Annotated in this window: 24 protein-coding genes; 2 read left to right on the forward strand and 22 right to left on the reverse strand. The window is 46.0% G+C overall.

What is annotated here, in order from left to right:
* Positions 1-89 precede the first annotated feature (89 nt).
* The 19 genes from parE to ffh all read right to left on the reverse strand — a co-directional run bounded on the left by parE (position 90) and on the right by ffh (position 20,006).
* Complete coding sequence (parE, locus tag ACMXYR_RS14630) at positions 90-1,982, reverse strand: DNA topoisomerase IV subunit B (protein ID WP_415902153.1); 1,893 nt, start codon at positions 1,980-1,982, stop codon at positions 90-92.
* Between the two features lie 52 nt (positions 1,983-2,034).
* Complete coding sequence (locus ACMXYR_RS14635) at positions 2,035-2,646, reverse strand: YqiA/YcfP family alpha/beta fold hydrolase (RefSeq protein WP_415902154.1); 612 nt, start codon at positions 2,644-2,646, stop codon at positions 2,035-2,037.
* A 59-nt stretch (positions 2,647-2,705) separates the two neighbouring features.
* Entirely contained in the window at positions 2,706-3,470 is a 765-nt protein-coding gene (locus ACMXYR_RS14640; RefSeq protein ID WP_415902155.1) for a phosphodiesterase, read from the reverse strand.
* Positions 3,463-3,906, reverse strand: a complete 444-nt coding sequence (locus ACMXYR_RS14645; RefSeq protein ID WP_415902156.1) for a DUF1249 domain-containing protein — start codon at positions 3,904-3,906, stop codon at positions 3,463-3,465. Before ACMXYR_RS14645 ends, ACMXYR_RS14640 begins: the two co-directional genes overlap by 8 nt.
* A 27-nt stretch (positions 3,907-3,933) precedes the next feature.
* Positions 3,934-4,554, reverse strand: a complete 621-nt coding sequence (locus tag ACMXYR_RS14650) for an NUDIX domain-containing protein (protein WP_415902157.1) — start codon at positions 4,552-4,554, stop codon at positions 3,934-3,936.
* 135 nt (positions 4,555-4,689) lie between these two features.
* Entirely contained in the window at positions 4,690-6,492 is a 1,803-nt protein-coding gene (locus ACMXYR_RS14655; RefSeq protein WP_415902158.1) for an EAL domain-containing protein, read from the reverse strand.
* Positions 6,493-6,626: 134 nt separating this feature from the next.
* The gene (gene nfo, locus ACMXYR_RS14660) at positions 6,627-7,496 is read right to left on the reverse strand and encodes a deoxyribonuclease IV (RefSeq protein WP_415902159.1); all 870 of its coding nucleotides are present in this window, start codon (positions 7,494-7,496) and stop codon (positions 6,627-6,629) included.
* An 83-nt stretch (positions 7,497-7,579) separates the two neighbouring features.
* Positions 7,580-9,313 (reverse strand): single-stranded-DNA-specific exonuclease RecJ, encoded by a 1,734-nt coding sequence (recJ, locus tag ACMXYR_RS14665; protein WP_415902160.1) that lies wholly within the window; start codon positions 9,311-9,313, stop codon positions 7,580-7,582.
* Positions 9,310-10,131: a YdcF family protein gene (locus ACMXYR_RS14670; RefSeq protein ID WP_415902161.1), complete on the reverse strand. Its 822-nt coding sequence runs from the start codon at positions 10,129-10,131 to the stop codon at positions 9,310-9,312. The genes recJ and ACMXYR_RS14670 overlap by 4 nt, the downstream gene beginning before the upstream one ends.
* A gap of 91 nt (positions 10,132-10,222) precedes the next feature.
* On the reverse strand, positions 10,223-11,617 hold the full coding sequence (gene thrC / locus ACMXYR_RS14675) for a threonine synthase (protein ID WP_415902162.1): 1,395 nt from the start codon (positions 11,615-11,617) through the stop codon (positions 10,223-10,225).
* A gap of 12 nt (positions 11,618-11,629) precedes the next feature.
* Positions 11,630-12,931: a homoserine dehydrogenase gene (locus tag ACMXYR_RS14680; RefSeq protein ID WP_415902163.1), complete on the reverse strand. Its 1,302-nt coding sequence runs from the start codon at positions 12,929-12,931 to the stop codon at positions 11,630-11,632.
* A 192-nt stretch (positions 12,932-13,123) separates the two neighbouring features.
* Positions 13,124-13,864, reverse strand: coding sequence for a DsbC family protein (locus tag ACMXYR_RS14685; RefSeq protein WP_415902164.1), 741 nt, complete (start codon positions 13,862-13,864; stop codon positions 13,124-13,126).
* Positions 13,865-13,951: 87 nt separating this feature from the next.
* Positions 13,952-14,797: a site-specific tyrosine recombinase XerD gene (gene xerD / locus ACMXYR_RS14690; RefSeq protein ID WP_415903660.1), complete on the reverse strand. Its 846-nt coding sequence runs from the start codon at positions 14,795-14,797 to the stop codon at positions 13,952-13,954.
* Positions 14,798-14,902: 105 nt separating this feature from the next.
* Positions 14,903-16,318, reverse strand: coding sequence for a hypothetical protein (locus ACMXYR_RS14695; protein WP_415902165.1), 1,416 nt, complete (start codon positions 16,316-16,318; stop codon positions 14,903-14,905).
* 183 nt (positions 16,319-16,501) lie between these two features.
* A complete protein-coding gene (gene rplS / locus ACMXYR_RS14700) occupies positions 16,502-16,858 on the reverse strand; it encodes a 50S ribosomal protein L19 (protein WP_415882552.1) in 357 nt (118 codons plus the stop codon).
* Positions 16,859-16,875: 17 nt separating this feature from the next.
* Entirely contained in the window at positions 16,876-17,625 is a 750-nt protein-coding gene (gene trmD / locus ACMXYR_RS14705; RefSeq protein ID WP_415882553.1) for a tRNA (guanosine(37)-N1)-methyltransferase TrmD, read from the reverse strand.
* A 3-nt stretch (positions 17,626-17,628) separates the two neighbouring features.
* Complete coding sequence (gene rimM, locus ACMXYR_RS14710; RefSeq protein ID WP_415892656.1) at positions 17,629-18,162, reverse strand: ribosome maturation factor RimM; 534 nt, start codon at positions 18,160-18,162, stop codon at positions 17,629-17,631.
* A gap of 27 nt (positions 18,163-18,189) precedes the next feature.
* Positions 18,190-18,438, reverse strand: a complete 249-nt coding sequence (rpsP, locus tag ACMXYR_RS14715; protein ID WP_415882555.1) for a 30S ribosomal protein S16 — start codon at positions 18,436-18,438, stop codon at positions 18,190-18,192.
* 155 nt (positions 18,439-18,593) lie between these two features.
* Complete coding sequence (ffh, locus tag ACMXYR_RS14720; RefSeq protein WP_415882556.1) at positions 18,594-20,006, reverse strand: signal recognition particle protein; 1,413 nt, start codon at positions 20,004-20,006, stop codon at positions 18,594-18,596.
* A 221-nt stretch (positions 20,007-20,227) separates the two neighbouring features.
* Between ffh and ACMXYR_RS14725 the strand changes: the two genes are divergently transcribed.
* Both ACMXYR_RS14725 and ACMXYR_RS14730 read left to right on the forward strand, forming a co-directional pair.
* The gene (locus ACMXYR_RS14725) at positions 20,228-21,013 is read left to right on the forward strand and encodes an inner membrane protein YpjD (protein ID WP_415882557.1); all 786 of its coding nucleotides are present in this window, start codon (positions 20,228-20,230) and stop codon (positions 21,011-21,013) included.
* A gap of 97 nt (positions 21,014-21,110) precedes the next feature.
* A complete protein-coding gene (locus ACMXYR_RS14730) occupies positions 21,111-22,382 on the forward strand; it encodes an HlyC/CorC family transporter (RefSeq protein WP_415882558.1) in 1,272 nt (423 codons plus the stop codon).
* 61 nt (positions 22,383-22,443) lie between these two features.
* Here ACMXYR_RS14730 and ACMXYR_RS14735 read toward each other — a convergent pair whose 3' ends face one another.
* The 3 genes from ACMXYR_RS14735 to ACMXYR_RS14745 are packed head-to-tail and all read right to left on the reverse strand — an operon-like array spanning position 22,444 to position 23,470.
* Positions 22,444-22,743, reverse strand: a complete 300-nt coding sequence (locus tag ACMXYR_RS14735; protein ID WP_415902166.1) for an MTH1187 family thiamine-binding protein — start codon at positions 22,741-22,743, stop codon at positions 22,444-22,446.
* Positions 22,744-22,749: 6 nt separating this feature from the next.
* Positions 22,750-22,941: a DUF1289 domain-containing protein gene (locus tag ACMXYR_RS14740; protein ID WP_415885970.1), complete on the reverse strand. Its 192-nt coding sequence runs from the start codon at positions 22,939-22,941 to the stop codon at positions 22,750-22,752.
* Between the two features lie 4 nt (positions 22,942-22,945).
* Complete coding sequence (locus ACMXYR_RS14745; RefSeq protein ID WP_415902167.1) at positions 22,946-23,470, reverse strand: gamma carbonic anhydrase family protein; 525 nt, start codon at positions 23,468-23,470, stop codon at positions 22,946-22,948.

Here is a 23,470-nt window from a genome sequence, read left to right on the forward strand (position 1 = left end):
ACACAAACCTAGCAACCAGCTGTAAAAACTATCCTGTTTCTCTGCCTACAGTGACTAATCACAGAGAAAATTCATGCTACTTTCAACGTCTAAACGTCTGCCAAGTTACCTTTGCTCTGCAACCAGTCTTTTCGGTCACCTGAGCGTTTCTTAGCTAACAACATATCCATCACTTCGTTCGTGCCATCACCCGGTTCTACCGTAAGCTGAACAAGACGGCGAGTATCCGGTGACATGGTTGTCTCACGTAGCTGAAGTGGGTTCATCTCACCCAAACCCTTGAAGCGCTGTACACCAATTTTGGCATTCTTACGATCAGCCTTGATACGCTCGATAATGCCATCTTTCTCGGCGTCATCCAGTGCGTAAAACACCTCTTTCGCGACATCGATTCGATACAGTGGCGGCATAGCCACATACACGTGACCCGCAGTAACTAGCGGTTTAAAGTGACGTACGAACAATGCACACAGAAGCGTTGCGATATGTAGACCGTCGGAGTCCGCATCGGCCAGAATACAGATCTTGCCGTAACGCAGACCATCGAAGTTTTCTGAAGCAGGCTCCACACCAATCGCTACCGAGATATCATGAATCTCTTGTGAACCTAAAACTTCGCTTGGATCAACTTCCCATGTATTCAGAATCTTACCGCGCAAAGGCATGATCGCCTGAAACTCACGCTCACGTGCTTGTTTAGCAGAACCACCCGCAGAGTCACCCTCTACCAAGAACAATTCGGATTGCATGGCATCACCACCGGAGCAGTCTGCTAATTTACCCGGCAATGCTGGTCCTTGCGTAACCTTTTTGCGCACAACCTTTTTATTGGAACGCATACGGCGTTGAGCGTTCGAGATAACGACTTCTGCAAGCTGCTCACCCTCCTCGACATGGCGGTTTAGCCATAGAGAGAATGCATCTTTAATCGTACCGGAGATGAAGGCCGCGATTTCACGGGAAGACAAACGTTCTTTGGTTTGACCGGCGAACTGCGGATCCTGCATTTTTGCAGAAAGGACGTAACAACATTTATCCCAAACATCATCCGCAGTCAGCTTAACTCCGCGAGGTAGCAAGTTACGGAATTCACAGAACTCACGCATCGCTTCAAGCAAACCTGTACGCAAACCGTTTACATGGGTACCGCCTTGGGCCGTAGGGATAAGGTTCACATAACTTTCGCAGGTCATCTCGCCACCTTCCGGTAGCCATTGCACGGCCCATTCGACTGCGTCTAGTTCGCCCTGTAAAGAACCAGAGAATGGTTCAGCTGGCAGCACTTCAAAGACCTGAGTTGTGCCTTTTAGGTAATCAACCAAGCCATCTTCGTAATACCACTCTTCCTTCTCACGCTTAGCACCGGTCAGATCGGTAAAGGTCACCTTTAAGCCAGGGCACAGAACCGCCTTAGCACGTAGATTATGCTTTAGACGTGAAACACTGAATTTATGGGTATCGAAGTATTGAGGATCAGGCAGGAAACGTACCGTGGTACCAGTGTTGCGCTTACCGCAAGTATCAATCACTTCTAGGTCAGATACTTTTTCGCCGTCGGCAAAGCCAATACGATAAACCTGGCTGTCGCGACGTACTTGTACTTCTAACAACTTAGATAAGGCATTTACAACCGATACACCAACACCGTGTAAACCACCGGAATAGTTGTAGTTATCGTTGTTAAACTTACCACCCGCATGCAGTTTACACAGGATCAATTCAACCCCGCTGACACCCTGCTCCGGGTGGATATCCACAGGCATGCCTCGACCATCATCGGTCACGCTTAAGGACTGATCTTTATTCAGTACCACATCAATCTGTTTAGCATGACCGGCAAGCGCCTCATCCACCGAGTTATCGATGACCTCTTGCGCCAAATGGTTTGGACGATCCGTTTCCGTGTACATCCCCGGACGACGTCTAACCGGGTCTAGGCCACTAAGAACTTCTATGGAACCAGCGTTGTATTGCTTGGACATCAAATACTTTCCTGTCGCAAAACTTTATCTATGAATCAACGTTTAACGATATTTAAATCGGTTGTGCTTCGGGCAGATCAATACGCCCTTCTGCAAACGCCATAATGGCTGGAATCAGGTTTTCAAACTGCTCGAAACCATGACTGCCGCCGGGCTGAACAAACTGCGGCGATGCTGAAAACTTCTCGACCGCTTCTCGGTAATCCAGCGTTTCATCTGCTGTTTGGGTTAAAAGCAGATAAGCATCTGGCCGCTCGATCTCTTGGCAATTTAACGCCAACAACTGCGCCAAATGTTCTTGGGTAAGTTCGTACTCTTCACCGGAATAAAGATTCACATTAGGCCCAAGATACTGAGGCAACAGTTCAAACGGTCTGACCGATGGATTAATTAAAACCGTACGTACATGATCATAATGTTCGGTTAGCCATGTACTGTAATAACCACCCAGCGAACTTCCTAACAAGATGATGGATCGCTGTTGGTTTTGCTCTACAAGAGCGCGTAACTGCTCCATAGCTTCAGCAGGCCAGTGGGATAGCTCTGGCACCATCACCTGATCGCCTAAACCTTTACCCTGCAGAAATTCGACAAACAACCTCGCCTTCATCGATTGCGGTGAGCTGTTAAAGCCATGAACGTATATATAAAGCGGTGTATTCATTTTCTTCCTCTGGCAAAGAACTTACCGGAGGGGAAAGCAAGGCGCAATAGCCAGTAAAGCTATGCGGGTAATCTAATCACTTGTTGGTTAATTTTCCCACAAGAATAGAGCTGATAACGGCCACAAGCAGGCCCGGCTAGCTTAGGATCATCTTCCACTTCGGAACGGTCTGTCTGACCTTTAAACTGCGCAGCAGTCGCAGGCACAGAGAATAGTTGAATCTCTCCTCTCTGAAGCGCCCAGCTTTGATGCACATGACCAAAGATAACGCCTTTCACTTGTGGATAAGGTTCAACAATTTGCCAAAACTGATCAGCATTACCTAAACAGATCTCATCCTGCCATCGGCTTTTTACAGACACAGGATGATGATGCAGAACTAATAGCACGTGTTGATCAGGCGCTGCCTGACTTAATTCAGCTTTTAAAAAGCTCAATTCTGTCTCAGAAAGCGAACCACTGCCTTTGCCATCGGGATTTGAACTGCTATCTAGAAAAATCAGTTTCCAACCACCGAACGCTTTTACCCGCGACGCTAATTCTGTATCTGCAAAACGCGCCATCTCCTCTGCCAGATCATGGTTACCGGGAATCCAATAACTTGGGTAAGGAAGCTGATCGACATAAGAAACCAAACGGTCATAGGCCGTAGGTGCGTGATGTGTCAGATCACCAGTGAGTAACAATGCATCAGCAGATTGAGATTCGATCTCCGCTAGCACTTGTTGAAAGCGTTGCTCAACATTCACACCTTTCAACAACATATCTGGTTCTTGTTGCAGGTGCATATCACTGACTTGAAGCAGAGTAATGGTTTCAGCCACTGAATACCGGTTCCATGCTGTGGCCGTGGTTTAAGCATTCGCTCAACCACTCGCCCAGATATTCATTTAGCTGAATTTTCTCATCCGGCAGGTGCATATTTTTATTTGGATAGGGATAAACACCGGAGAGCTGCTTACGACGCTGCATACAGATTACCTCAGCCATACCAGCATCGTGGTATAGGCGCACCACTAGACTCGGTGCTTCTAGCCATGGCGAACTCGATTCAAAGCGATGGCTAATCAACAAGGTGCTCGTATACTTGAATCGCTCATCAACCTGCAGACGCAGATAGGCAGTATGCTCAGGCCAACTCACCTGAAACTCGCGTTCATCACAGTCATCCAGATCCGGTAATAGCTTCATAATACGAGCATAGTTAGCCTCGCAATGCGCCATCTGCCGAGTTAGATCTGGAATATATTTCCGCTTCATCTGCCTATCCGATTTATCGTTTACTACTTACTGCCAACGCTGATCGAGCGCTGACTTATTTAACTGTAGCCACTGCAGCGCAATTATCGCAGGGGCATTATTAATTATACCTTGTTGTACTAATTCAAAGGCATCTTCCACGGGAATAACATGCACTTTGATATCTTCGCCCTCTTCAGGCAAACCATGGATGCCATCGACACCACTGGAATCCACCTGAGCACAAAGTAGATCGATATACTCTCGCGTTGCTCCAGTACTCGGTGAGAAACGGGTAATGTGCTTGATCTCACCTAACTGCGCCCCCGCTTCTTCGACTGCTTCACGGCGAGCGACATCTTCAGTGGTTTCACCTTTCTCGACGATACCAGCCACCAGCTCCAGCAACCAAGGCCCATCTGGGCTATCAAATGCACCCACACGGAACTGCTCGATCAAAACAACCGATTGTTTAACCGCATCATAGAGCAGCGCACATACAGCATCATCACGGTAAAACAGCTCACGCTGGATCTCTATCTCACTGCCAGCAAAAGTTTTATGCCGCAGATAGAGTTTGTGCATTTGAAAGAAACCATCGTACAGGGTTTCTTGTTTATCGATGTTGAAATCTTTTTGACCAAAACTTGGTTGCCATTTCTCAGACATGTGCTGTTCCTGTCATTGACTAGCGAATAACTCACTATATCAATTAACCAGCTCATCAAGCCAATTGATCAATCCATTTCGAAATGAAAAATTAGAGAGGTTAGCCCTTAGGAACAGGGCTACAGAAGTTTGAGCTTACGCAAAGCACTTCAAACTATCGGCTACCGATGTAGTAATACAGCGCCGACGGGATACAAACATCGCGCTCTCAGCAGACTTTTTAGCTTCTTTTTTAGCCATAGCCGCAAGCTCTGCCACCTCATGAAAGCTGTTACAACAGCAAGGATCAGGGTGAACAACACCGACAGCCAAGCCCAAAAATGAGAAAAAAGTGCGGTTATCTTGACGATCACTCGCCCAGATCCCACCCGCTTTGAGATCCGCATCGCAGTAGAACCCTTTTACCGCTTTATCGAACTCGCGAATGATCCGCTCACAACTCAACTGCCAATCAGGTGAGCGATAGATCACAACAAAGTCATCGCCCCCCACATGGCCGATGAAATTTGAATCATAAGAGGCGTGCTGCACCAGTAATTCGCCCAACAAACGAATTACTTGATCCCCTTTGGAATAGCCATAACAATCGTTAAAGGGTTTAAAGTTGTTCAGATCAAAATAAGCGACATGAAAATCTGCCGATTGATTAAGCAACGCATCCACTTCGTTATTGATCGGGACATTACCCGGCAAGAGCGTCAGCGGGTTGGCATACTGAGCATTTTGCACTTTAAGCTCTGTTAAGCGCTTCAATAGATCTCGTACATTACCCATTCCTACATAAAGGTCGTTCTGAGTAATGATCAGATCCTGCTGGATCACATTCTGTTCATTCTCTGTAATAAGCCGAGACACTTCATCCAAGCTCATCCCAGCATCCACAATAAGCACGTCATGAGACAAAATTCGCTCGACCGGTTTTTTACCGTAGAGCGCACGACCGTACTGGGTAGAGAACAACTCAAACAGACTGGATCTTCTTACCACCCCTTGGGGTATGCCTTCATGCACAACCGGTAGAGAGCTTAGCTCGGGATGCGTTCTAAATAGATCACTCACCGACAGAACGGTATCTTGAATAGAAACAGTTGGGGCATTGCGCAATAGAGAGTGAGCCGTCTCACAGTTCTCAACTCGAGGAGCGTTTGCAGATTCGTACACATCAGCGGCGGGAGGCTCAACCGTTTGCGGTTCAGGGCTTGGATAACCAAGGTAAAAGCCCTGACCAATATTGATGCCTAGTTCCTTGATCGTTTTAACTTCTTCTTGACGCTCAATTCCCTCAGCAATGACTTTACAGCCCATGGTATTACTGATGTTGTAGATTGAGCGTACGAACTCACGTTTTACCGGATCACTGTCGATATCAGAGATAAAGTGGCGATCAATTTTGACGTATTCAGGCTTCAGCTCTGACCACAATTTCAAGCCGGAGTAACCTGTCCCCAAATCATCTACCGCAACTTGGAAACCCATATTTCGGTAATGCTCAACGGCAGCATGAGTCAGGCCTTGCTGATCAAATGGGTGCTGTTCAGAAAGCTCTATGACGATATCTTGGATTGAGATACCTAACTCTTGTAACAGCTCAGCCGTAAAGCCTTCGGTGTGTTCTGGCGTCCCAAGCAAAGACGCACTGATATTAAGAAAGAGCTGCCCACCAGGGTTCAACTCTGCAAATGCTTCGAGGGATTTGCGTCGAGATAACAACTCAAGTGTATGTAACAAATTGTTTTCAATTGCCGTCTGGAACAACGCGCCAGGCGAAGCCATAACCGTACCCGCAGGTCCTCTAATTAAGGCTTCATGACCAATAACAACATTGTTTTTTAAATCAACAATCGGCTGAAAATGCGGATAAAGTGATTCTGATTCTAAAATATCGAAAAGATACTTACGACGTGACTCAGCATCGACCTCATTTGTTGCAAGCAACATACTTACTCACCTGTGATGCACTATTCTTAGACGCACAGGCTAGCTAGAAAGGATGACACTTAAGTGACAAACACGAAAATATCTACCATTTATATGGGTATTCAGATATACGATCGCCCAAATATTAGACAACTCTAATCAAAATCACCCAACGTAAACTGACGCAGCATCTGAATTTCTTCAGCCCAGATCGTCTCATCAATCGTTTCCAGCACTAATGGAATCCCCCGGAAACGATCATCACGCATAATGAATTTAAAGACCTCTAAACCAATCTCTCCCTGACCTAGACTGTGATGACGATCCAAGCGCGAGCCTAAACCACCTTTAGAATCATTCAGGTGCATCCCTTTAAGGTATTCAAAACCGACAATATTGGAGAAGTCTTCGAATACCTCGGCACAACTCTCTTGAGTACGGATATCATAGCCAGCCGCAAACATGTGGCAGGTATCGATACACACACCAACACGGCTCTTATCTTCTACTTGATCAATAATGGCGGCTAACTGCTCAAAGCTAAAACCAAGGTTGCTTCCTTGGCCTGCGGTATTCTCAATAACCGCCACAACGGATTCAGTTTGCGCAATTGCCCAGTTAAGCGACTCAGCAATCTTAGTAATACACTCCTCTTCACTGATCTTGCGCAGATGACTCCCCGGATGAAAATTAAGATAAACCAAGCCCAACTGCTCACATCGCTGCATCTCATCTAAGAAGGCATCACGAGACTTCAGTAATGCTTCCTCTTCTGGATGGCCTAAGTTAATCAGATAAGAATCATGAGGAAGAATCTGCTCCGGCTTAAAATTTAGCGCAGCGCAGTTTTTCTTAAATGACGCGATCGTCTTTGAATCTAAAGGCTTTGCCACCCAACGCCGCTGATTTTTAGTAAATAGAGCAAATGCATTCGCTTCAATTTCTTTAGCATTAAGCGGGGCGTTTTGCACACCACCACTGGCGCTCACATGCGCGCCGACATAGTAAGGCAGTAGATCAGACATCAATTATTCACTTCAGTGTAGATAGGAAAGCAGCCATTCAGCTGCTTCCAATTAAGAATCAAAAAATAGAGGCGGCAACGATACTACTCAGGCAGTAGATGATCCACCAGCATTTGCACCGATCGTTTACCGCGGAACTCATTTACATCCAAACGATATACTGCTCTGACTTGGGTGATATCCTGATCCGGCCAAAGTTCCATATCAGCGTTAAACTGAATCGCATCGACAGCCAAACCAGAAACCGACTCCATCAACACCATTTTCAGATGTCTTTGACCAACCACTCGTTGCTGGATCAAGGTAAATTGGCCATCAAACAGCGGTTCAGGGAACTGATGCCCCCAAGGACCGGCATTACGTAACAGCTCTGCTAACTCGATGGTCATATCAGCGGCTGTAAGCTCGCCATCGGTTAACACCTCTTGCTGGAGATCTGACTCACTTAATTGGCGTCTAACTTCTTCATCAAAAGCGTTTTGAAACAGCTCTAGATCTGTAGCTTTGATAGTTAAGCCAGCAGCCATGGCATGACCACCAAACTTACGCAAAAGCGATGGATACCTTGCAGCAATCGCATCTAAACCGTCTCGCACATGGAAGCCCGGAATCGATCGTGCAGAACCTTTTAACTCGCCTTCATCACCTTGAGCAAAGGCAATCACTGGACGGTGCATTCGATCTTTAATCCTAGAAGCCAGAATACCGATCACGCCCTGATGCCACTCGGGCTCATAAAGGGATAGACCGTACGGAAGCTGCGCTGAGTCCAATTGCAGCTTATCAAGCAGATCCAGCGCTTGCTGCTGCATCTCTTGCTCTATACCTTTACGTTCTTGATTGAGGTCGTTCAGTGTAGCGGCTAGCTCTTTAGCTTTCTGCTCAGATTCGGTCAGCAAACACTCGATACCGATCGACATATCTTCCAAACGGCCAGCTGCATTCAAGCGTGGCGCGATAGCAAAGCCAAGATCGGATGAAGCCACTTTGTGCTGCTGACGGCCTGATAACTCTATTAACGCTTTCAGCCCCGGCCTACAACGCCCTGCTTTGATACGTTGTATACCTTGATGAACTAGCACACGGTTGTTTTGCTCTAAAGGAACAACATCCGCAACCGTTCCTAAAGCCACAAGGTCTAAGAGTGAACCTAAATTAGGGCTAGGTAACCCATTTAAGTTAAACCAATCTTTTTGCTGTAACGTTCGACGCAGTGCAATCATCACATAAAAGATCACACCAACACCGCAGGTAGATTTAGCGGTGAAATGGCAATCAGGCTGATTTGGGTTAACGATGGCACAAGCAGCTGGAAGCTCCCTCCCTGCCAAATGGTGATCCGTAACGATGACATCTAAACCCGCAGCATTCGCCGCTGCAACGCCTTCGATACTCGAAATACCATTATCGACAGTTATCAATAGATCTGGGGATTGCTTCAGGGCTTCCGCTACAATCTCTGGGCTTAGCCCATAGCCATATTCAAAACGGTTAGGCACCAGATAGCCAACCTCTGCAACGCCCATCATTCTCAGAGCTAAAACAGCGACAGAGGTACTGGTCGCACCATCACAGTCAAAATCACCAATAATTAAGATCTTTTCGCGATGCTCTAATGCCCTGACTAAACGATTAACTGCATTCTCTATGCCTGCTAAACCACTATCCGGCAAAAGTTCACTTAAACTGCGCCCAAGCCCTTGTAGATCATGCACGCCGCGTGAAGCGTAGATACGGGCCAAAACTGGATTTACCTGCTGAAACACAGGTACAGATGTATCGACCTGCGGCCTAGGTGAAATGTTTAACTGTTTCATTCGTTCTCTAATTCAATGGGGCTAACAGGTGCTGGGAACAACACATCAGTTTTCTCAGTGTAGTGGTATGCCAACAGGCCAATCCACTCCCTTACAGCAGTATTTAGGCCATTCATATTTGTATTCAGATCAGGCGTAAAACGCATTGTACCGGCGCGGTAATCTACTGGAAAAGCAATAATATCGATACCAAGCTTACGATAAATACCCACTGAACGCGGCATATGGAATGCTGATGTTACTAACAGCCATTTTCCTTCTACCTGACCCTCAGCATTCGCAATCAAATCCTTAGTGTAGATCGCATTTTGAAAGGTATTACGCGAATCCCTTTCAATAGTGACACGCGAGCCCATCCCTTGATGGTTCAACCATTGTTCAGCTACATCACCACCCCGAAACTCGGGTGCTAGAATTGACCCAGAGCCGCCGGTAAAAACAACTTTAGCGTCAGGGTAACGTAGCATTAAACCAGGTAACGCCATCAAACGGTCTGCAGCCTGATTAAATTCCGGCCATTGCGTATGGGAAGACATCTCAGCATTTTCACCACCACCGAGTACAATAATCCCGGCTATAGGCTCTTTAATTTCGGACAAGACAGGCTGTGGAAAGCGCTGCTCCAAGGGCTCTAGCAAATAATTAGCCATTGGATAAACACTAATTGTCAGCATAGCTAAAACAGAGGTCCAGACCAAAAACACGCCTAATGCTCGGCGCCATAACAACAAGCCAAACAGCAGCATTAATAGTAAAAAGTGATCCGGTTGCGCCACAAACCATAAGATCTTAGAGAGTAGAAAAAACTGATCAGCCATATCCATAGGCCCCTGAATTATTATTTTTCTATCAGACACAAAAAACCCGACGCGAACGTCGGGTTTTGAGAATATCACATCTGATCAATAGTTACTCAGTGTGTACGTGACTCGCAACATACTGCTGAACAGTGTTCAGGTCGTTGTCTAGCACTTCTAGCTTCTCTTCACGTTCGAATAGATCAGCCATATGTGCCGGTAACTGCGGTGCATCCAAACCAGCTTTAACCACTGGTTCAGGGAATTTAACCGGATGCGCTGTTGATAATGTAATCATTGGCACTGATTGATCACGGTTACATTCACGGCCAGCCTTAACACCGATCGCGGTATGCGGATCTAGAAGATATTCAGTCTCTTCGAATACCTGCTTGATCACATCACAGGTTGTCTCATCATCTACGGCATAGCTATCGAATAGTTCACGAACTTTTTCCCAACGTGCAGGATCTAGTTCTACAGACTCTTTCGAGAAGCGCGCCATTAGATCGCCAATCTCTTCACCGTTACGACCGTATACATCAAATAGCATACGCTCGAAGTTAGAAGACACCATAATATCCATAGACGGGGATAGCGTGTGAACCAACTCACCTTTAGACATGTCGTTACCGGAGATAACACGGTGTAGAATGTCATTTTTGTTCGTTGCAACAACAAGCTGCTTAACCGGCAAGCCCATCTGTTTCGCCAAGTAACCTGCGAAGATATCGCCGAAGTTACCTGTTGGCACAGAGAAGCTCACTTCACGGTGAGGACCACCAACAGCCAAAGACGCAGAGAAGTAGTAAACGATCTGAGCCATGATACGCGCCCAGTTGATCGAGTTTACTGCACCCAGCTTCATGCCTTTCAGGAAGTCCTGATTCGCAAAGCTGTCTTTAACCATCTGCTGGCAATCATCAAAGTTACCTTCCAGCGCGATATTAAAGACATTGTCTTTAATGATCGTCGTCATCTGACGACGCTGAACTTCTGATACGCGGTTATGCGGATGCAGAATAAAGATATCTAGATGTTTGCTGTGGCAACAGCCTTCGATCGCAGCAGAACCTGTATCACCGGAAGTTGCTCCCATGATCACTAAGTGCTCACCACGCTTCTCCAGTGCATAGTCCATCAAACGGCCTAGCAACTGTAGTGCAAAGTCTTTAAACGCTAATGTCGGGCCGTGGAATAGCTCCAGAACCCACTCGTTAGTACCTAGTTCTTTCAACGGTGCTACAGCGATGTGATTGAAACCAGCATAGGTTTCATCAATCATCTTTTTAAGATCAGCATCGTCGATACAATCATCAACGAATGGCTTAATCACATTGTAAGCAAGCTCGTTGTACGGCAAACCAGCCCAAGAAGCGATCTCTTCTTTGCTAAATGTTGGCAGGGTTTCTGGCACGTATAGACCACCATCACTTGCCAAACCAGCCAGCAAAACCTCTTCAAAGTTCATTGCCGGAGCCTGTCCCCGGGTAGAGATATATTTCACGGGGTTTACTCCTTAACTATCAAAATGCTCAGCACGGATACGTGTAACCGAACCGTTGATTTCATCTAATGCTTCGATCTGAGCAATTGCATCATTCACTTTTTGCTCAAGAACAGACTGGGTCAGGATAATTACTGGCACCTGATCTTCAGCTGTTTCTTTCTGGATGATCGCTTCGATATTAATATCTTGCGCACCTAGGATGCTAGAGATTTTAGCTAGCACACCTGGTTTTTCCTGTGCGTTCATGCGCAGGTAGTAAGCAGATTCTGTTTGCTCGATTGGTAAAATCGGCGCATCAGATAGCTCAGTAGGCTGGAAAGCCAAGTGAGGTACACGGTTGTCACGATCTGCTGTTAATGTACGAACAACGTCAACGATATCAGCAACAACTGCTGACGCTGTTGGTTCAGCACCCGCACCTGCACCGTAATACATAGTTTGACCTACCGCATCACCGTCAACTAGAACAGCGTTCATTACGCCGTTTACATTAGCGATTAGCGCTGATTCAGGGATCAGCGTTGGGTGAACACGTAGCTCAACACCATTACCACTGCGACGCGTAATACCTAAATGCTTGATACGGTAGCCAAGCTCTTCAGCATACTGTACGTCTTCACGTGTAATCTTGCTGATGCCTTCAGTGAACGCTTTTTCAAACTGTAGCGGTACACCAAACGCCAAAGACGCAAGAATTGTCAGTTTGTGAGCGGCATCGATACCTTCAACATCGAACGTTGGGTCCGCTTCTGCGTAACCAAGCTCTTGTGCTTCTTTCAACACATCTTCAAATGCACGACCTTTGTCACGCATTTCAGTCATGATGAAGTTACCAGTGCCGTTGATGATACCTGCCAACCAGTTGATCTTGTTTGCAGAAAGGCCTTCACGGATCGCTTTGATGATCGGAATACCGCCAGCAACAGACGCTTCGAACGCAACCATAACGTTCTTCTTCTGAGCCGCTTCAAAGATCTCATTACCGTGAACCGCAATCAGGGCTTTGTTTGCAGTTACAACGTGCTTACCGTGCTCAATTGCTGTCAAAACCAGCTCTTTCGCAACGTCGTAGCCACCGATCAGTTCAACGACAACATCGATTTCTGGATTTTTAGCTACAGCAAAAATATCGTTGGTAATCTGAGTGCCTTTGGTATCGCAATCTGGGTTTGTGTCGCGAGCACCAACCTCTTCAACAATAATCTTGCGGCCTGCTCGACGAGCAATCTCTTCCGCATTGCGCTTCAGCACATTAAATGTGCCACCACCGACTGTACCTAGTCCGCAGATACCAACTTTAACCGGTTTCAAACCTGCACCTCGCATGCTGTTGAACTAAAAAAAACCGCGATAGCCTCTTTTTATCAGGCAATTACCGCAATCTACAAAAAATAAGGCGGGTATTATAGCCAAAACAAGGCAATAGCTCTATCTCTGAGCCCATTATGACCCAACAAATAAAAAAGGAGGCCATATAGCCTCCTTCTCAGTAACCGCAGTGGGTTATTTTTCAAGATCCAACAGGTTAACCAACTGCTGCGCTGGTGCATAACCCGGGTACAAACGACCATCTTCAAAAATAATTGCAGGCGTACCTGTCACACCGACAGACTGCCCCAACTGCAGCTGATCTAATACAGGGTTATCACAAGTTTTCGCTGCTGGACGAACACCTGATTTAGCTTGATCCATCGCTTGACGACGCCCCTCAGCACCTTCCGCACACCAAATTGAAACCATGCTTTTAAAAGTGCCTGTACCTGTACCATTGCGTGGGTAAGCCAAATAATTTACTTGAACGCCTTGCGCATTCAGAGCCGGAATCTCTGCATGGAGTTTACGGCAATATGGGCAATCTACATCAGTAAAGATATTTACAGTCGCTTTTACTTCACCCTTAGGTTTATAAACAACTAACTGCTCTTCATCCAGATCAGCCATCTGAACTTTACGCTGCGCGCTTTTCTTACGTTCGGTCAGATCAACAAACCCTTCTTTGTCAGTGAAGCGATAGAGTTTACCAATAAGAAAGTATTCACCCTTGTCATCGGCATATAGCACTTCACCACTATTTAACTCGACTTCACGCAATCCAGTTAAAGGCGCATCGCCAATCTCTTTCACAACGATCCGAGCATCTACTTTTTTAAGGTTCTGCTCGATAAGCCCTTCAGCTTCTGCTGCCATTACTGATGTCGCCATACACGCCCAAAGGCAAGCAAACGTTTTAAATAAGTTTTTCATAAAATTTCCAAATCTAATAAAGCTCAGACTTATCCCAATACCAAGAAGAGACTCTCGATCTCACGAAAAGTTCCACAGTCTAGCAGATTAACCTCGCGGGTGATGCTGCTGATGCAAGGATTGCAGTCGCTGTTGCGCCACATGGGTATAAATCTGCGTAGTCGACAGATCGCTGTGGCCCAGCAACATCTGAACTACACGCAGATCAGCACCATGATTGATCAAATGAGTTGCAAAAGCGTGTCTCAACACGTGTGGTGATAATGGCTTATCAATACCTGCAGTTAGAGCATGACGTTTGACTCGATGCCAAAAAGTTTGCCGCGTCATCTGCTGACCACGCCTACTAGGAAACACGACATCGTCAACTTCTTCACCCATTAAAAGAGGGCGAACTTGTGAATCGTAGCGCTTTACCCAACTAATAGCCTCATCACCCAAGGGCACAAGACGCTCTTTACCGCCTTTACCCATGACTCGAATCACGCCTTGATTGAGATTCATCTCATGCACTTTCAGAGCAACCAGCTCAGAGACACGCAATCCAGTCGCATATAAAACTTCAAGCATAGCTCGATCCCTAAATTGCACAGGATCATTTAGCTCTGGCGCCTCTAGCAAAGCCTCTACATCGGCCTCAGTTAAGGTTTTTGGCAAGCTACGACCTTTTTTAGGGCTCTGAATAAGTAGAACTGGGTCCTCCTCTATCTCACCTTCTCGAAGCAAATAGCGATACAAACCACGCAGGCAAGATAACATTCTGGAAGTTGAGCTAGGCCTTAACCGCTCTTTTACACGCCACCCGAGATAAGCCTGTATATCAGCCTTTGTACAAGTAAGTAAACGAACGGCATTGGGACGTAGCCAAATGGCAAACTGAGTTAGATCACGTCGGTAAGACGCTAAGGTATTATCACTTAATCCCTTCTCCATCCAAATCGCATCTAGATAGGTATCAATTAACTGCGCATCATTGGGATGCACAGTCTCGGCCTCACGCTTTTCGACCACTTAAACTCCAAACGTCAGACAAACGTACTAATGATATAACTGCGCACTTTGAATTTTATCGTACGCCATAGGATAGGTTGCTGTACCACGCCCACTAACCACACGATGCTCAACAGTAATCACCTTATCGGTTACAGCGACCAATCGCCCCTCTACTTTCCGGCCAAAGTAAGTGTAGAGAATCACTGATTTCCCGATATGAGCTTCTAATTCCGTCACATCGATATCTTTGAAAGACTTTTCATATTCGATTTTAGGCTTCGGCTTCGGAAAAGGCTTTATTGCAGAACCCGGTTTCAGTTCTTCTGCAACCGCATCTACTGGCTCAGTCGTTTGAACCTCGTCACCCAATACAAATTCTGGCGTTTCCTGAGGCTTCATAAGCTCTTCAAGTAAACGCTCCCCTTCTAGGTCTGGTTCGGCCCAATCCAATCCATCCAAAGAAACATGCTTTTTGCTGAATTCAACATAGGGATTTAACTCACGCACAAGATCACTAGGGGTTTGAATCAACGCTAAGGACTGAACACCAAAACCTTTAGGCACATCCACACGTAGATAAATAGAACCACTAGGAGCATTTAAACCATCTAATGCCGAAAGAAGATCATCAGGAATTTTCCAACCTTCATACTTCAAACGCTTTGAAAGAAGGGATTTATAACGTTCCCTATATTGTTTAACTGGCTCTTTATTTAGGCCAGCACAAAACTTATTACGCTTTTTGTTATAACCCCGATCAAAATATCGAGCTTCAAAATGCTTTAGTTGTGGCTGAGCAAACACGATAGACTGTATATTCAGTGCATCGCTCGCAACTTTGAGCACCAACGACATACTCATATTCGCGACCTGCCTTGTTCTACTTTGCAGGTCAAAATTAAGCTCTTTATCTACTGAATCGAAATGATACTGAAAGGAAGCATCCGTGTTCAGAACACCATAGCCCATTTTACGGACCTCAGGCAGACCTATAAATTCCAAACCGCCACAAGCTAAAGCATCATAACCAGATCCAGCATTACGCTGAGAATCTAATGCAATTCGCCCCCAATCCTGTATATATCCGCTGTTCAGGTTTATGTCGATACCTTTGATATCAACATTAAAGGCATCCGGTAGCTCACCCTTCGAGAGTTTTTCTTCCAATTCAAGAACAAAGCCCCATGAAGGCGCCTTCAGTACTGCTGACTGAACACCAATTTTACCTTCAGAGCCGGTTGGTACAAATGAAATACCTTTAAGCCCTACCTGAGCTTCAACAAGGTCGATATGAATATCTTGATAACTCATTGCTGCAAAAGGCGCGATATCCTTTGCAAAGTTTTCTGCTGCAGCAGAGACTTTCCACCAGACAAAACCATACACACCAGCAAACAAGGCAATCGGCGCACAAATTACTGCCAGCACAGCTGCAATTTTTTTAATTACATTAACTTGCATAAAACCTAGCTCCGAAAGCTCTCCCTCTATGCACGGAACTCTAATGATAGTTGTTATTATGAGTGGGAATTGGCAAATCTGTCCAACCCTTTATCTATCCAATTGATACTTCTCAATTATTAAGCACAAAACAAAAACAAAAAAAGCGGCATAAAGCCGCTTTTTTTAAGAGAGAAAAGTGAATTAACCCAACTTCTCTTTGATACGTGCAGACTTACCGCTACGCTCACGTAGGTAGTAAAGTTTAGCTTGGCGAACATCACCACGACGCTTAACTTCGATGCTATCTACAGTAGTGCTGAACGTCTGGAATGTACGCTCAACGCCAACACCGTGAGAGATCTTACGAACTGTGAATGCAGAGTTTACACCACGGTTACGCTTACCTAGAACAACGCCTTCAAATGCCTGTAGACGTGTACGGTTGCCTTCTACTACTTTTACCTGAACTACAACAGTATCACCTGGTGCGAATTCTGGTACTTCTTTGTTCATTTGTTCAGCTTCAAGCTGCTGAATAATTAGGTTTTTGCCGCTCATCGCTTGCTCCTAAACATTCAACCTTCGGACCCTTGGGTCTCCCGGATAAAATCGGTTAACAATGACTTTTGTTCAGCGTCCAACTCAAGATTTTCCAACAAATCAGGCCGGCGTTGCCAGGTTCTTCCTAATTGCTGTTTCAGACGCCAACGTCTGATCTCTTTATGGTTGCCGCTCAACAACACTTCAGGCACTTGCATATCGTCGAACTGTTCTGGTCGAGTGTAGTGAGGACAGTCAAGCAAACCATCATGAAATGAATCTTCGGTAGCCGAATCCTGATGCCCTAAGACGCCAGGTACTAAACGAGAAACAGCATCAATCATAGTCATGGCCGGCAATTCACCGCCACTGAGGACAAAATCCCCTAACGACCATTCTTCATCAATTTCCGTTTCTATCAGGCGCTCATCAATACCTTCATAACGCCCTGCTACCAGAATCAACCTCTCACGAGAAGCTAGTTCCTGTACTCCCTTATGATCCATACGCCGGCCCTGCGGTGAAAGATAAATAACTTTAGCTTCTCCACCCGCAGCTGCTTTTGCAGCATGAATAGCATCCCTTAGAGGTTGAACTTTCATCAACATCCCTGGGCCGCCACCATAAGGTCGGTCATCCACAGTTTTATGCTTATCATGTGCAAAGTCTCTAGGACTCCAGCACTGCATCTGTATCAAACCATTTTTCACCGCTTTACCTGTTACGCCGTAGCAACGAATTGCATCAAACATTTCAGGAAAGAGTGTCACCACCCCGAACCACATGGTTCAGAACTCTGGGTCCCAATCGACCCACATAGCACCTGTTTCCAAGTCAATCTTTTTAATCACCTGATCAGGAAGGTAAGGCAACAGACGCTCTTTTTGATCAATGCTATCTGCTGTGCCTTTTACCACCAGCACATCATTTGCACCGGTTTCCATCAGGCGAACCACCTTGCCTAACAATTGGTCAGACTCGGTATAAACTAATAGGTTTTGCAACTGGCTCCAGTAGTACTCGCCCTCGTCCAAATCTGGAAGCTGGCTTGAATCTACCGCAATATCGTAACCACAATACTTAGCGGCGATATCACGATCATCTACTCCTGCCAATTTAGCTATCAGACCTTTGCCATGACGCTTGCTGGCTTCAACCTCTACAGGTTTTAAAACGCCATCAACCTTTAATAGCCAAGGTTTGTAATTGAAAATGTTCTCCATAGGGTCCGTATGCGAGTAAATCTTTACCCAACCTTTAACCCCATAGACTGCAGTAATTTTTCCGACAATGAGTTGTTCATTATTTGGATTACTGCTCATTTTCAATCCTGATCAAAAACCTAAAAATTACTTAGCTGCTTTAGCTTCTTTTACTAGCTTAGCTACGCGCTCAGAAAGCTGGGCGCCTTTGCTCTGCCAGTATTCAACACGATCAAGATCGATACGAAGACCTTCTTCTTGACCACGTGCAGTTGGGTTAAAGAAACCAACACGCTCAATAAAACGGCTGTCACGCGCATTACGCGAGTCCGCTACTGAGATGTGATAGAAAGGACGCTTCTTAGCGCCACCACGAGACAAACGAATTATTACCATGCGTTAGACCCTTTTATTGAGTGGGTTTTGATATCGCCCACTGTTTGATGAACCAATCTGGTTTTAACGCAGATCGGACCGGAAAAATCAGGGCGGCAATTCTACGCGAATTTGCCGCCCTAATAAAGCCATTTCGTTTAATAAATGCGCAATTATTACATGCGCGGGAAGCCGCCAGGACCACCCATGCCGCCCATACCACCTGGGCCACCACCCATTCCTGGTGGCAGCATGCCTTTCATACCACGCATCATTTTCGACATACCGCCTTTGCCGCTGAACTTTTTCATCATTTTCGACATCTGCTTATGCTGTTTAAGCAAGCGGTTAACATCTTGCACCTGTGTACCAGAACCCATCGCGATACGCTTTTTGCGGGAGCCAGAAATGATATCAGGCTTACGACGTTCCATCGGCGTCATTGAGTTAATGATCGCTTCCATCTGGTGCATACCTTTCTCGGCATTAGCAGCATCAGCCGCTTGCGCCAACTGCCCCATACCCGGCAGTTTATCCAGCATGCCCATCATGCCGCCCATATTCTTCATCTGAGAGATCTGTTCGCGGAAGTCTTCTAGGTCAAAGCCTTTACCTTTTTTGATCTTCTTAGCGAACTTCTCAGCTTTCTGCTTATCGATCTTCTGCTCTGCTTCTTCGATAAGAGAAAGGACGTCACCCATACCTAAGATACGGGAAGCGATACGATCTGGGTGGAATGGCTCTAAAGCATCAACTTTTTCACCTACACCCAAGAATTTGATTGGCTTACCTGTGATCTGACGAACAGAAAGCGCAGCACCACCACGGGCATCACCATCCGTTTTTGTCAGAACAACACCGGTCAGTGGTAATACTTCATTAAACGCTTTGGCAGTATTCGCCGCATCCTGACCTGTCATTGCATCAACAACAAACAGGGTTTCGATAGGATTAACCGCTTCATGCAAGCGCTTAATTTCACCCATCATATCTTCATCAACGTGCAAACGACCTGCAGTATCTAGAAGAACGACATCATGATGCTGGATTCGCGCATGGGCAATTGCAGCATTCGCGATATCAACTGGATCTTGCTCAGCCGTTGATGGGAAGAAATCAACCTGCACTTCACCCGCTAGTGTTTCTAGCTGTTTTATAGCGGCTGGACGATAGACGTCAGCAGAAACAACCAAAACCTTTTTCTTTTCACGCTCACGCAGGTGGCGACCAAGTTTAGCAACAGAGGTAGTTTTACCTGCACCCTGAAGACCGGCCATCATTACAACAGCAGGAGGCTTAGCTGCTAGGTTTAGCTGCTCATTAGCCTCACCCATAACCTTGACCATCTCTTCATTGACGATCTTCACGAAGACCTGACCCGGCGTCAGACTCTTGGTTACTTCGGTACCTACCGCGCGCTCTTTAACGCTGTTTACGAACTCTTTAACAACAGGCAACGCCACGTCTGCTTCAAGCAGCGCCATACGCACTTCACGCAATGTGCCCTTAATATTGTCTTCTGTCAGTTTCGCCTGACCCGTGACTGAACGTAGCGTATGCGTAAGTCGTTCTGTTAAATTCTCAAACATGTCCTGCCCCACACTTCCTCTTCACAGACAGCCTTAAAAGGCCCATTAAATAGAGGAAATCGATAAACTTGGATTAATAATCGCAGTATTATACCGCACTCCAACCATCCTTAGCAGCCCCTCTTCTTTTATCCTTCATCTATCTGTGACAAACTAAGGCTCGATTTACACTCCACCCTGTAAACACTGTTCTCCAGGAACACTGGACAGAAGAGACGAAGATGTTATCCATTTCTACATTAATTGCCGTTCTGCTTTACTCAACCGCAGGTTTTTTACAATGGCAAATAATGCGCGGAGACCGCAAACAATCTCGCTCTATCAACAAATCCTTGGGACTAGCAGGGCTGGTAGCGCACACAGCTGCGATTTTTTTAGTTCTACACCAACCGGGCGGTATTAACCTCAGCCTATTTAGTGTTGGCTCACTGATTTCTTGGCTGGTAGCGGGTTTAGTATTACTCAGCAGCTTACGTCAGAGCATAGACAACCTATTTATCGCCGTATTCCCAATGGCCGCCATGACGGTATTAGCCACTTGGATTGCCGGTGTCGGCGAGGGCAAAGCCTACGATGCTGGGTTGATCCTCCATATACTGCTATCTATCTTGGCTTATAGCATCTTCACCATTGCAACAATTCAAGCCATTTTGCTTTCACGCCAAGTTTCGGCGCTTAAGCATCATCACACACGCGGTTTAGTGTCCTCATTGCCACCATTACAAACAATGGAACGCCTATTGTTTGAGATGCTGTGGACAGGACTTACGCTACTAACCGCTGCTCTTGTCACTGGTTTTATCTTCTTTGAAGACCTATTTGCTCAGCATCTAGTGCATAAAACCGTGCTTTCCCTGATTGCCTGGGGGCTCTATGCCATCTTGCTATTTGGCCGAAATAGTTTTGGCTGGAGAATAAATGCAGCCATCCGCTGGACAATCACAAGTTTTGTGATTCTGGCGATTGGTTTCTTTGGTAGCAAAGCCGTAATGGAATGGTTTATCTGATATTCAGATAAAAGCACGTATTAATCGAGAGTATGGCTTGACACTCTATTAGCCACATTTAAAAATATCCCTCCATTACTAATATAGGCATACCGTCTTGGAAGACGCATCGATAAGTTTTCTCTTGGGAGTCCTTGGCTTCCTGATCCTTTGTTCCGCTTTTTTCTCTAGTTCCGAAACAGGCATGATGTCGCTCAACCGATATCGCCTAAAACACTTAGTTAAGAAAAAGCACAGCGCCGCTATTCGCGTCAGCAAACTCCTTGCACGACCAGACCGTCTGATTGGCGTCATTCTGATCGGCAACAACTTTGTAAACATCCTTGCTTCGGCTATTGCCACTGTCATCTGTGTTCGCTTATGGGGCGACGCCGGCATTATGGTTGCCACCTTTGGCTTGACTGTATTGATCCTTATCTTTGCAGAAGTATCTCCAAAGACGATGGCTGCAATTCACCCGGAAAAGATCGCTTTTCCTGCCTCTTTAGTTCTGGCACCACTGTTAAAACTGATTTATCCACTTGTATGGATCATCAACGGCATTACTAACAACTTCCTTAAGCTATTTGGTGTAAATGTAACCGGCGATAACAGTCATCACCTAAGTACTGAAGAGCTGCGCACGCTGGTACACGAAGCAGGCGCACTGCTTCCGCAAAACAACCAGAACATGCTTCTTGGTGTCTTAGAACTATCAGAAGTAACTGTTAATGATGTCATGGTGCCACGTAACGAGGTACTGGGAATCGACCTAGATGATGACCTTGATACGATTATCGCGCAATTAAGCCGCACCGAGCATACTCGCCTACCTGTCTATCAAGGTGAGCTAAACAAGGTTGTTGGCCTACTGCACATGCGCAATCTAGCGCAGGTTTTCCACAGCGGCACAGTAACTAAGGCAGCGATCCTTCAAGTAATCAGAGAGCCTTATTTTATTCCGGAAAGCACCCCTTTGCAGACGCAGTTACTGCATTTCCAATCTCAAAACCGCCGTATTGGCATGGTGGTCGATGAGTATGGCGATGTGCAAGGCATTGTAACGCTAGAAGACATCCTAGAAGAGATCGTGGGTGAGTTGTCATCGAACAACAAAGAAGCCGATCAAGATATCTTTTTGCAGGAAGACGGTAGCTACTTTGTCGATGGCACCGCTTATATCCGTGATGTAAACAAAGCGCTGGATTGGGAACTACCAACTGATGGCCCGAAAACTATGAACGGCCTAATTACAGAAACATTGGAATCAATTCCTGATGCTAACGTTTGCCTTCAGTTGGAACACTACCGCATCGAAACACTGCAAGTCAGCGACAATGTAATTAAAACCGCTCGCATCATCGCCCTGCCTAAACCGGTAGAAGAATAGAGTTCAGAAGATCGACTCCCTTGGTAACTGCTTTACTAAAGGGAGTCATTTAACCAAGCTTCTAACTAAGTTTGGCTTGAACGCTGTCCACTTTATCCTGCATCGTTTGCTCTCTATCAGTACGCGTACCTAAGCGCATTGATGTCGTTATTCTCGGCGCGCCCATCTCATGTACAATTTCATGACATTGTTTCACCGCCAACATCACTTCATCCCAGCCACCTTCCACATTAGTGCCATACGCATGCATCTGGTGACTTAGACCTGCCTCATCAAAAACCTTCTGACAAGCCGCCACATATTCAGATACTGAGACACCGACACCTAAAGGGACGATACAGATATCAATCATAACCTTCATGTCGAATTACTCCGGCAACTGACCTTGCTCACGCAGCTTAATCTTTTCCCAAACAGCGCGCTTTTCATCATTTGAGTACACACCCCATTCAGCAATCTCGATACCACTGCGCTGACAGGCAATACATAAGTCATTCTCATCCAGCGCACAAACTCCTACACAAGGATTTGGCACAGGTTTATTCTCTTGCTCGGTCATACTTCTACTTCTGAACTGTTAATTCTTTCTTAAATCGACGCATATTTTCGACGTAGTGAAGCGCATTCTGCCTAATACCTTCCACTTGCTCATCACTCAACGTACGCTTAATTACAGCTGGAGAGCCCACCACGAGGGAGTTATCCGGTATTTCCATCCCTTCCGGCACCAATGTTTTAGCACCGATCAAGCAACCTTTACCAATTTTGGCTCCGTTCAAGACAACGGCACCGATACCGATAAGCGAGCCATCACCCACTTCACAGCCATGAAGCATCGCCATATGCCCAACAGTTACATCCCTACCGATGTTCATTGGGAAGCCGCTATCGGTATGTAACACCGAACCATCTTGTATATTACTCCCTTCACCGATAACGATAGGGTCATTATCGCCACGGATAACGACGTTAAACCAGATAGAAGCACAATCATGTAGCTCTACATTACCAATAACAGTCGCGTTATCCGCCACAAAGTGCTCTTCACCCACTAAGGATACAGCTTGCTCACCCAACGAATACAACAT

Origin of the sequence: Neptuniibacter sp. QD29_5 (assembly GCF_047778125.1) — a bacterium.
GTDB lineage: Bacteria > Pseudomonadota > Gammaproteobacteria > Pseudomonadales > Balneatricaceae > Neptuniibacter.

Excerpts from the sequence above, each read along its gene's own strand:
- parE (WP_415902153.1), bottom strand. The coding sequence starts at position 1,982 with ATGTCCAAGCAATACAACGCTGGTTCCATAGAAGTTCTTAGTGGCCTA.
- ACMXYR_RS14635 (WP_415902154.1), bottom strand. The coding sequence starts at position 2,646 with ATGAATACACCGCTTTATATATACGTTCATGGCTTTAACAGCTCACCG.
- ACMXYR_RS14645 (WP_415902156.1), bottom strand. The coding sequence starts at position 3,906 with ATGAAGCGGAAATATATTCCAGATCTAACTCGGCAGATGGCGCATTGC.
- ACMXYR_RS14650 (WP_415902157.1), bottom strand. The coding sequence starts at position 4,554 with ATGTCTGAGAAATGGCAACCAAGTTTTGGTCAAAAAGATTTCAACATC.
- ACMXYR_RS14655 (WP_415902158.1), bottom strand. The coding sequence starts at position 6,492 with ATGTTGCTTGCAACAAATGAGGTCGATGCTGAGTCACGTCGTAAGTAT.
- nfo (WP_415902159.1), bottom strand. The coding sequence starts at position 7,496 with ATGTCTGATCTACTGCCTTACTATGTCGGCGCGCATGTGAGCGCCAGT.
- recJ (WP_415902160.1), bottom strand. The coding sequence starts at position 9,313 with ATGAAACAGTTAAACATTTCACCTAGGCCGCAGGTCGATACATCTGTA.
- ACMXYR_RS14670 (WP_415902161.1), bottom strand. The coding sequence starts at position 10,131 with ATGGCTGATCAGTTTTTTCTACTCTCTAAGATCTTATGGTTTGTGGCG.
- ACMXYR_RS14685 (WP_415902164.1), bottom strand. The coding sequence starts at position 13,864 with ATGAAAAACTTATTTAAAACGTTTGCTTGCCTTTGGGCGTGTATGGCG.
- xerD (WP_415903660.1), bottom strand. The coding sequence starts at position 14,797 with ATGGAGAAGGGATTAAGTGATAATACCTTAGCGTCTTACCGACGTGAT.
- ACMXYR_RS14695 (WP_415902165.1), bottom strand. The coding sequence starts at position 16,318 with ATGCAAGTTAATGTAATTAAAAAAATTGCAGCTGTGCTGGCAGTAATT.
- rplS (WP_415882552.1), bottom strand. The coding sequence starts at position 16,858 with ATGAGCGGCAAAAACCTAATTATTCAGCAGCTTGAAGCTGAACAAATG.
- trmD (WP_415882553.1), bottom strand. The coding sequence starts at position 17,625 with ATGTGGTTCGGGGTGGTGACACTCTTTCCTGAAATGTTTGATGCAATT.
- rimM (WP_415892656.1), bottom strand. The coding sequence starts at position 18,162 with ATGAGCAGTAATCCAAATAATGAACAACTCATTGTCGGAAAAATTACT.
- rpsP (WP_415882555.1), bottom strand. The coding sequence starts at position 18,438 with ATGGTAATAATTCGTTTGTCTCGTGGTGGCGCTAAGAAGCGTCCTTTC.
- ffh (WP_415882556.1), bottom strand. The coding sequence starts at position 20,006 with ATGTTTGAGAATTTAACAGAACGACTTACGCATACGCTACGTTCAGTC.
- ACMXYR_RS14725 (WP_415882557.1), top strand. The coding sequence starts at position 20,228 with ATGTTATCCATTTCTACATTAATTGCCGTTCTGCTTTACTCAACCGCA.
- ACMXYR_RS14735 (WP_415902166.1), bottom strand. The coding sequence starts at position 22,743 with ATGAAGGTTATGATTGATATCTGTATCGTCCCTTTAGGTGTCGGTGTC.
- ACMXYR_RS14740 (WP_415885970.1), bottom strand. The coding sequence starts at position 22,941 with ATGACCGAGCAAGAGAATAAACCTGTGCCAAATCCTTGTGTAGGAGTT.
- ACMXYR_RS14745 (WP_415902167.1), bottom strand. The coding sequence starts at position 23,470 with ATGTTGTATTCGTTGGGTGAGCAAGCTGTATCCTTAGTGGGTGAAGAG.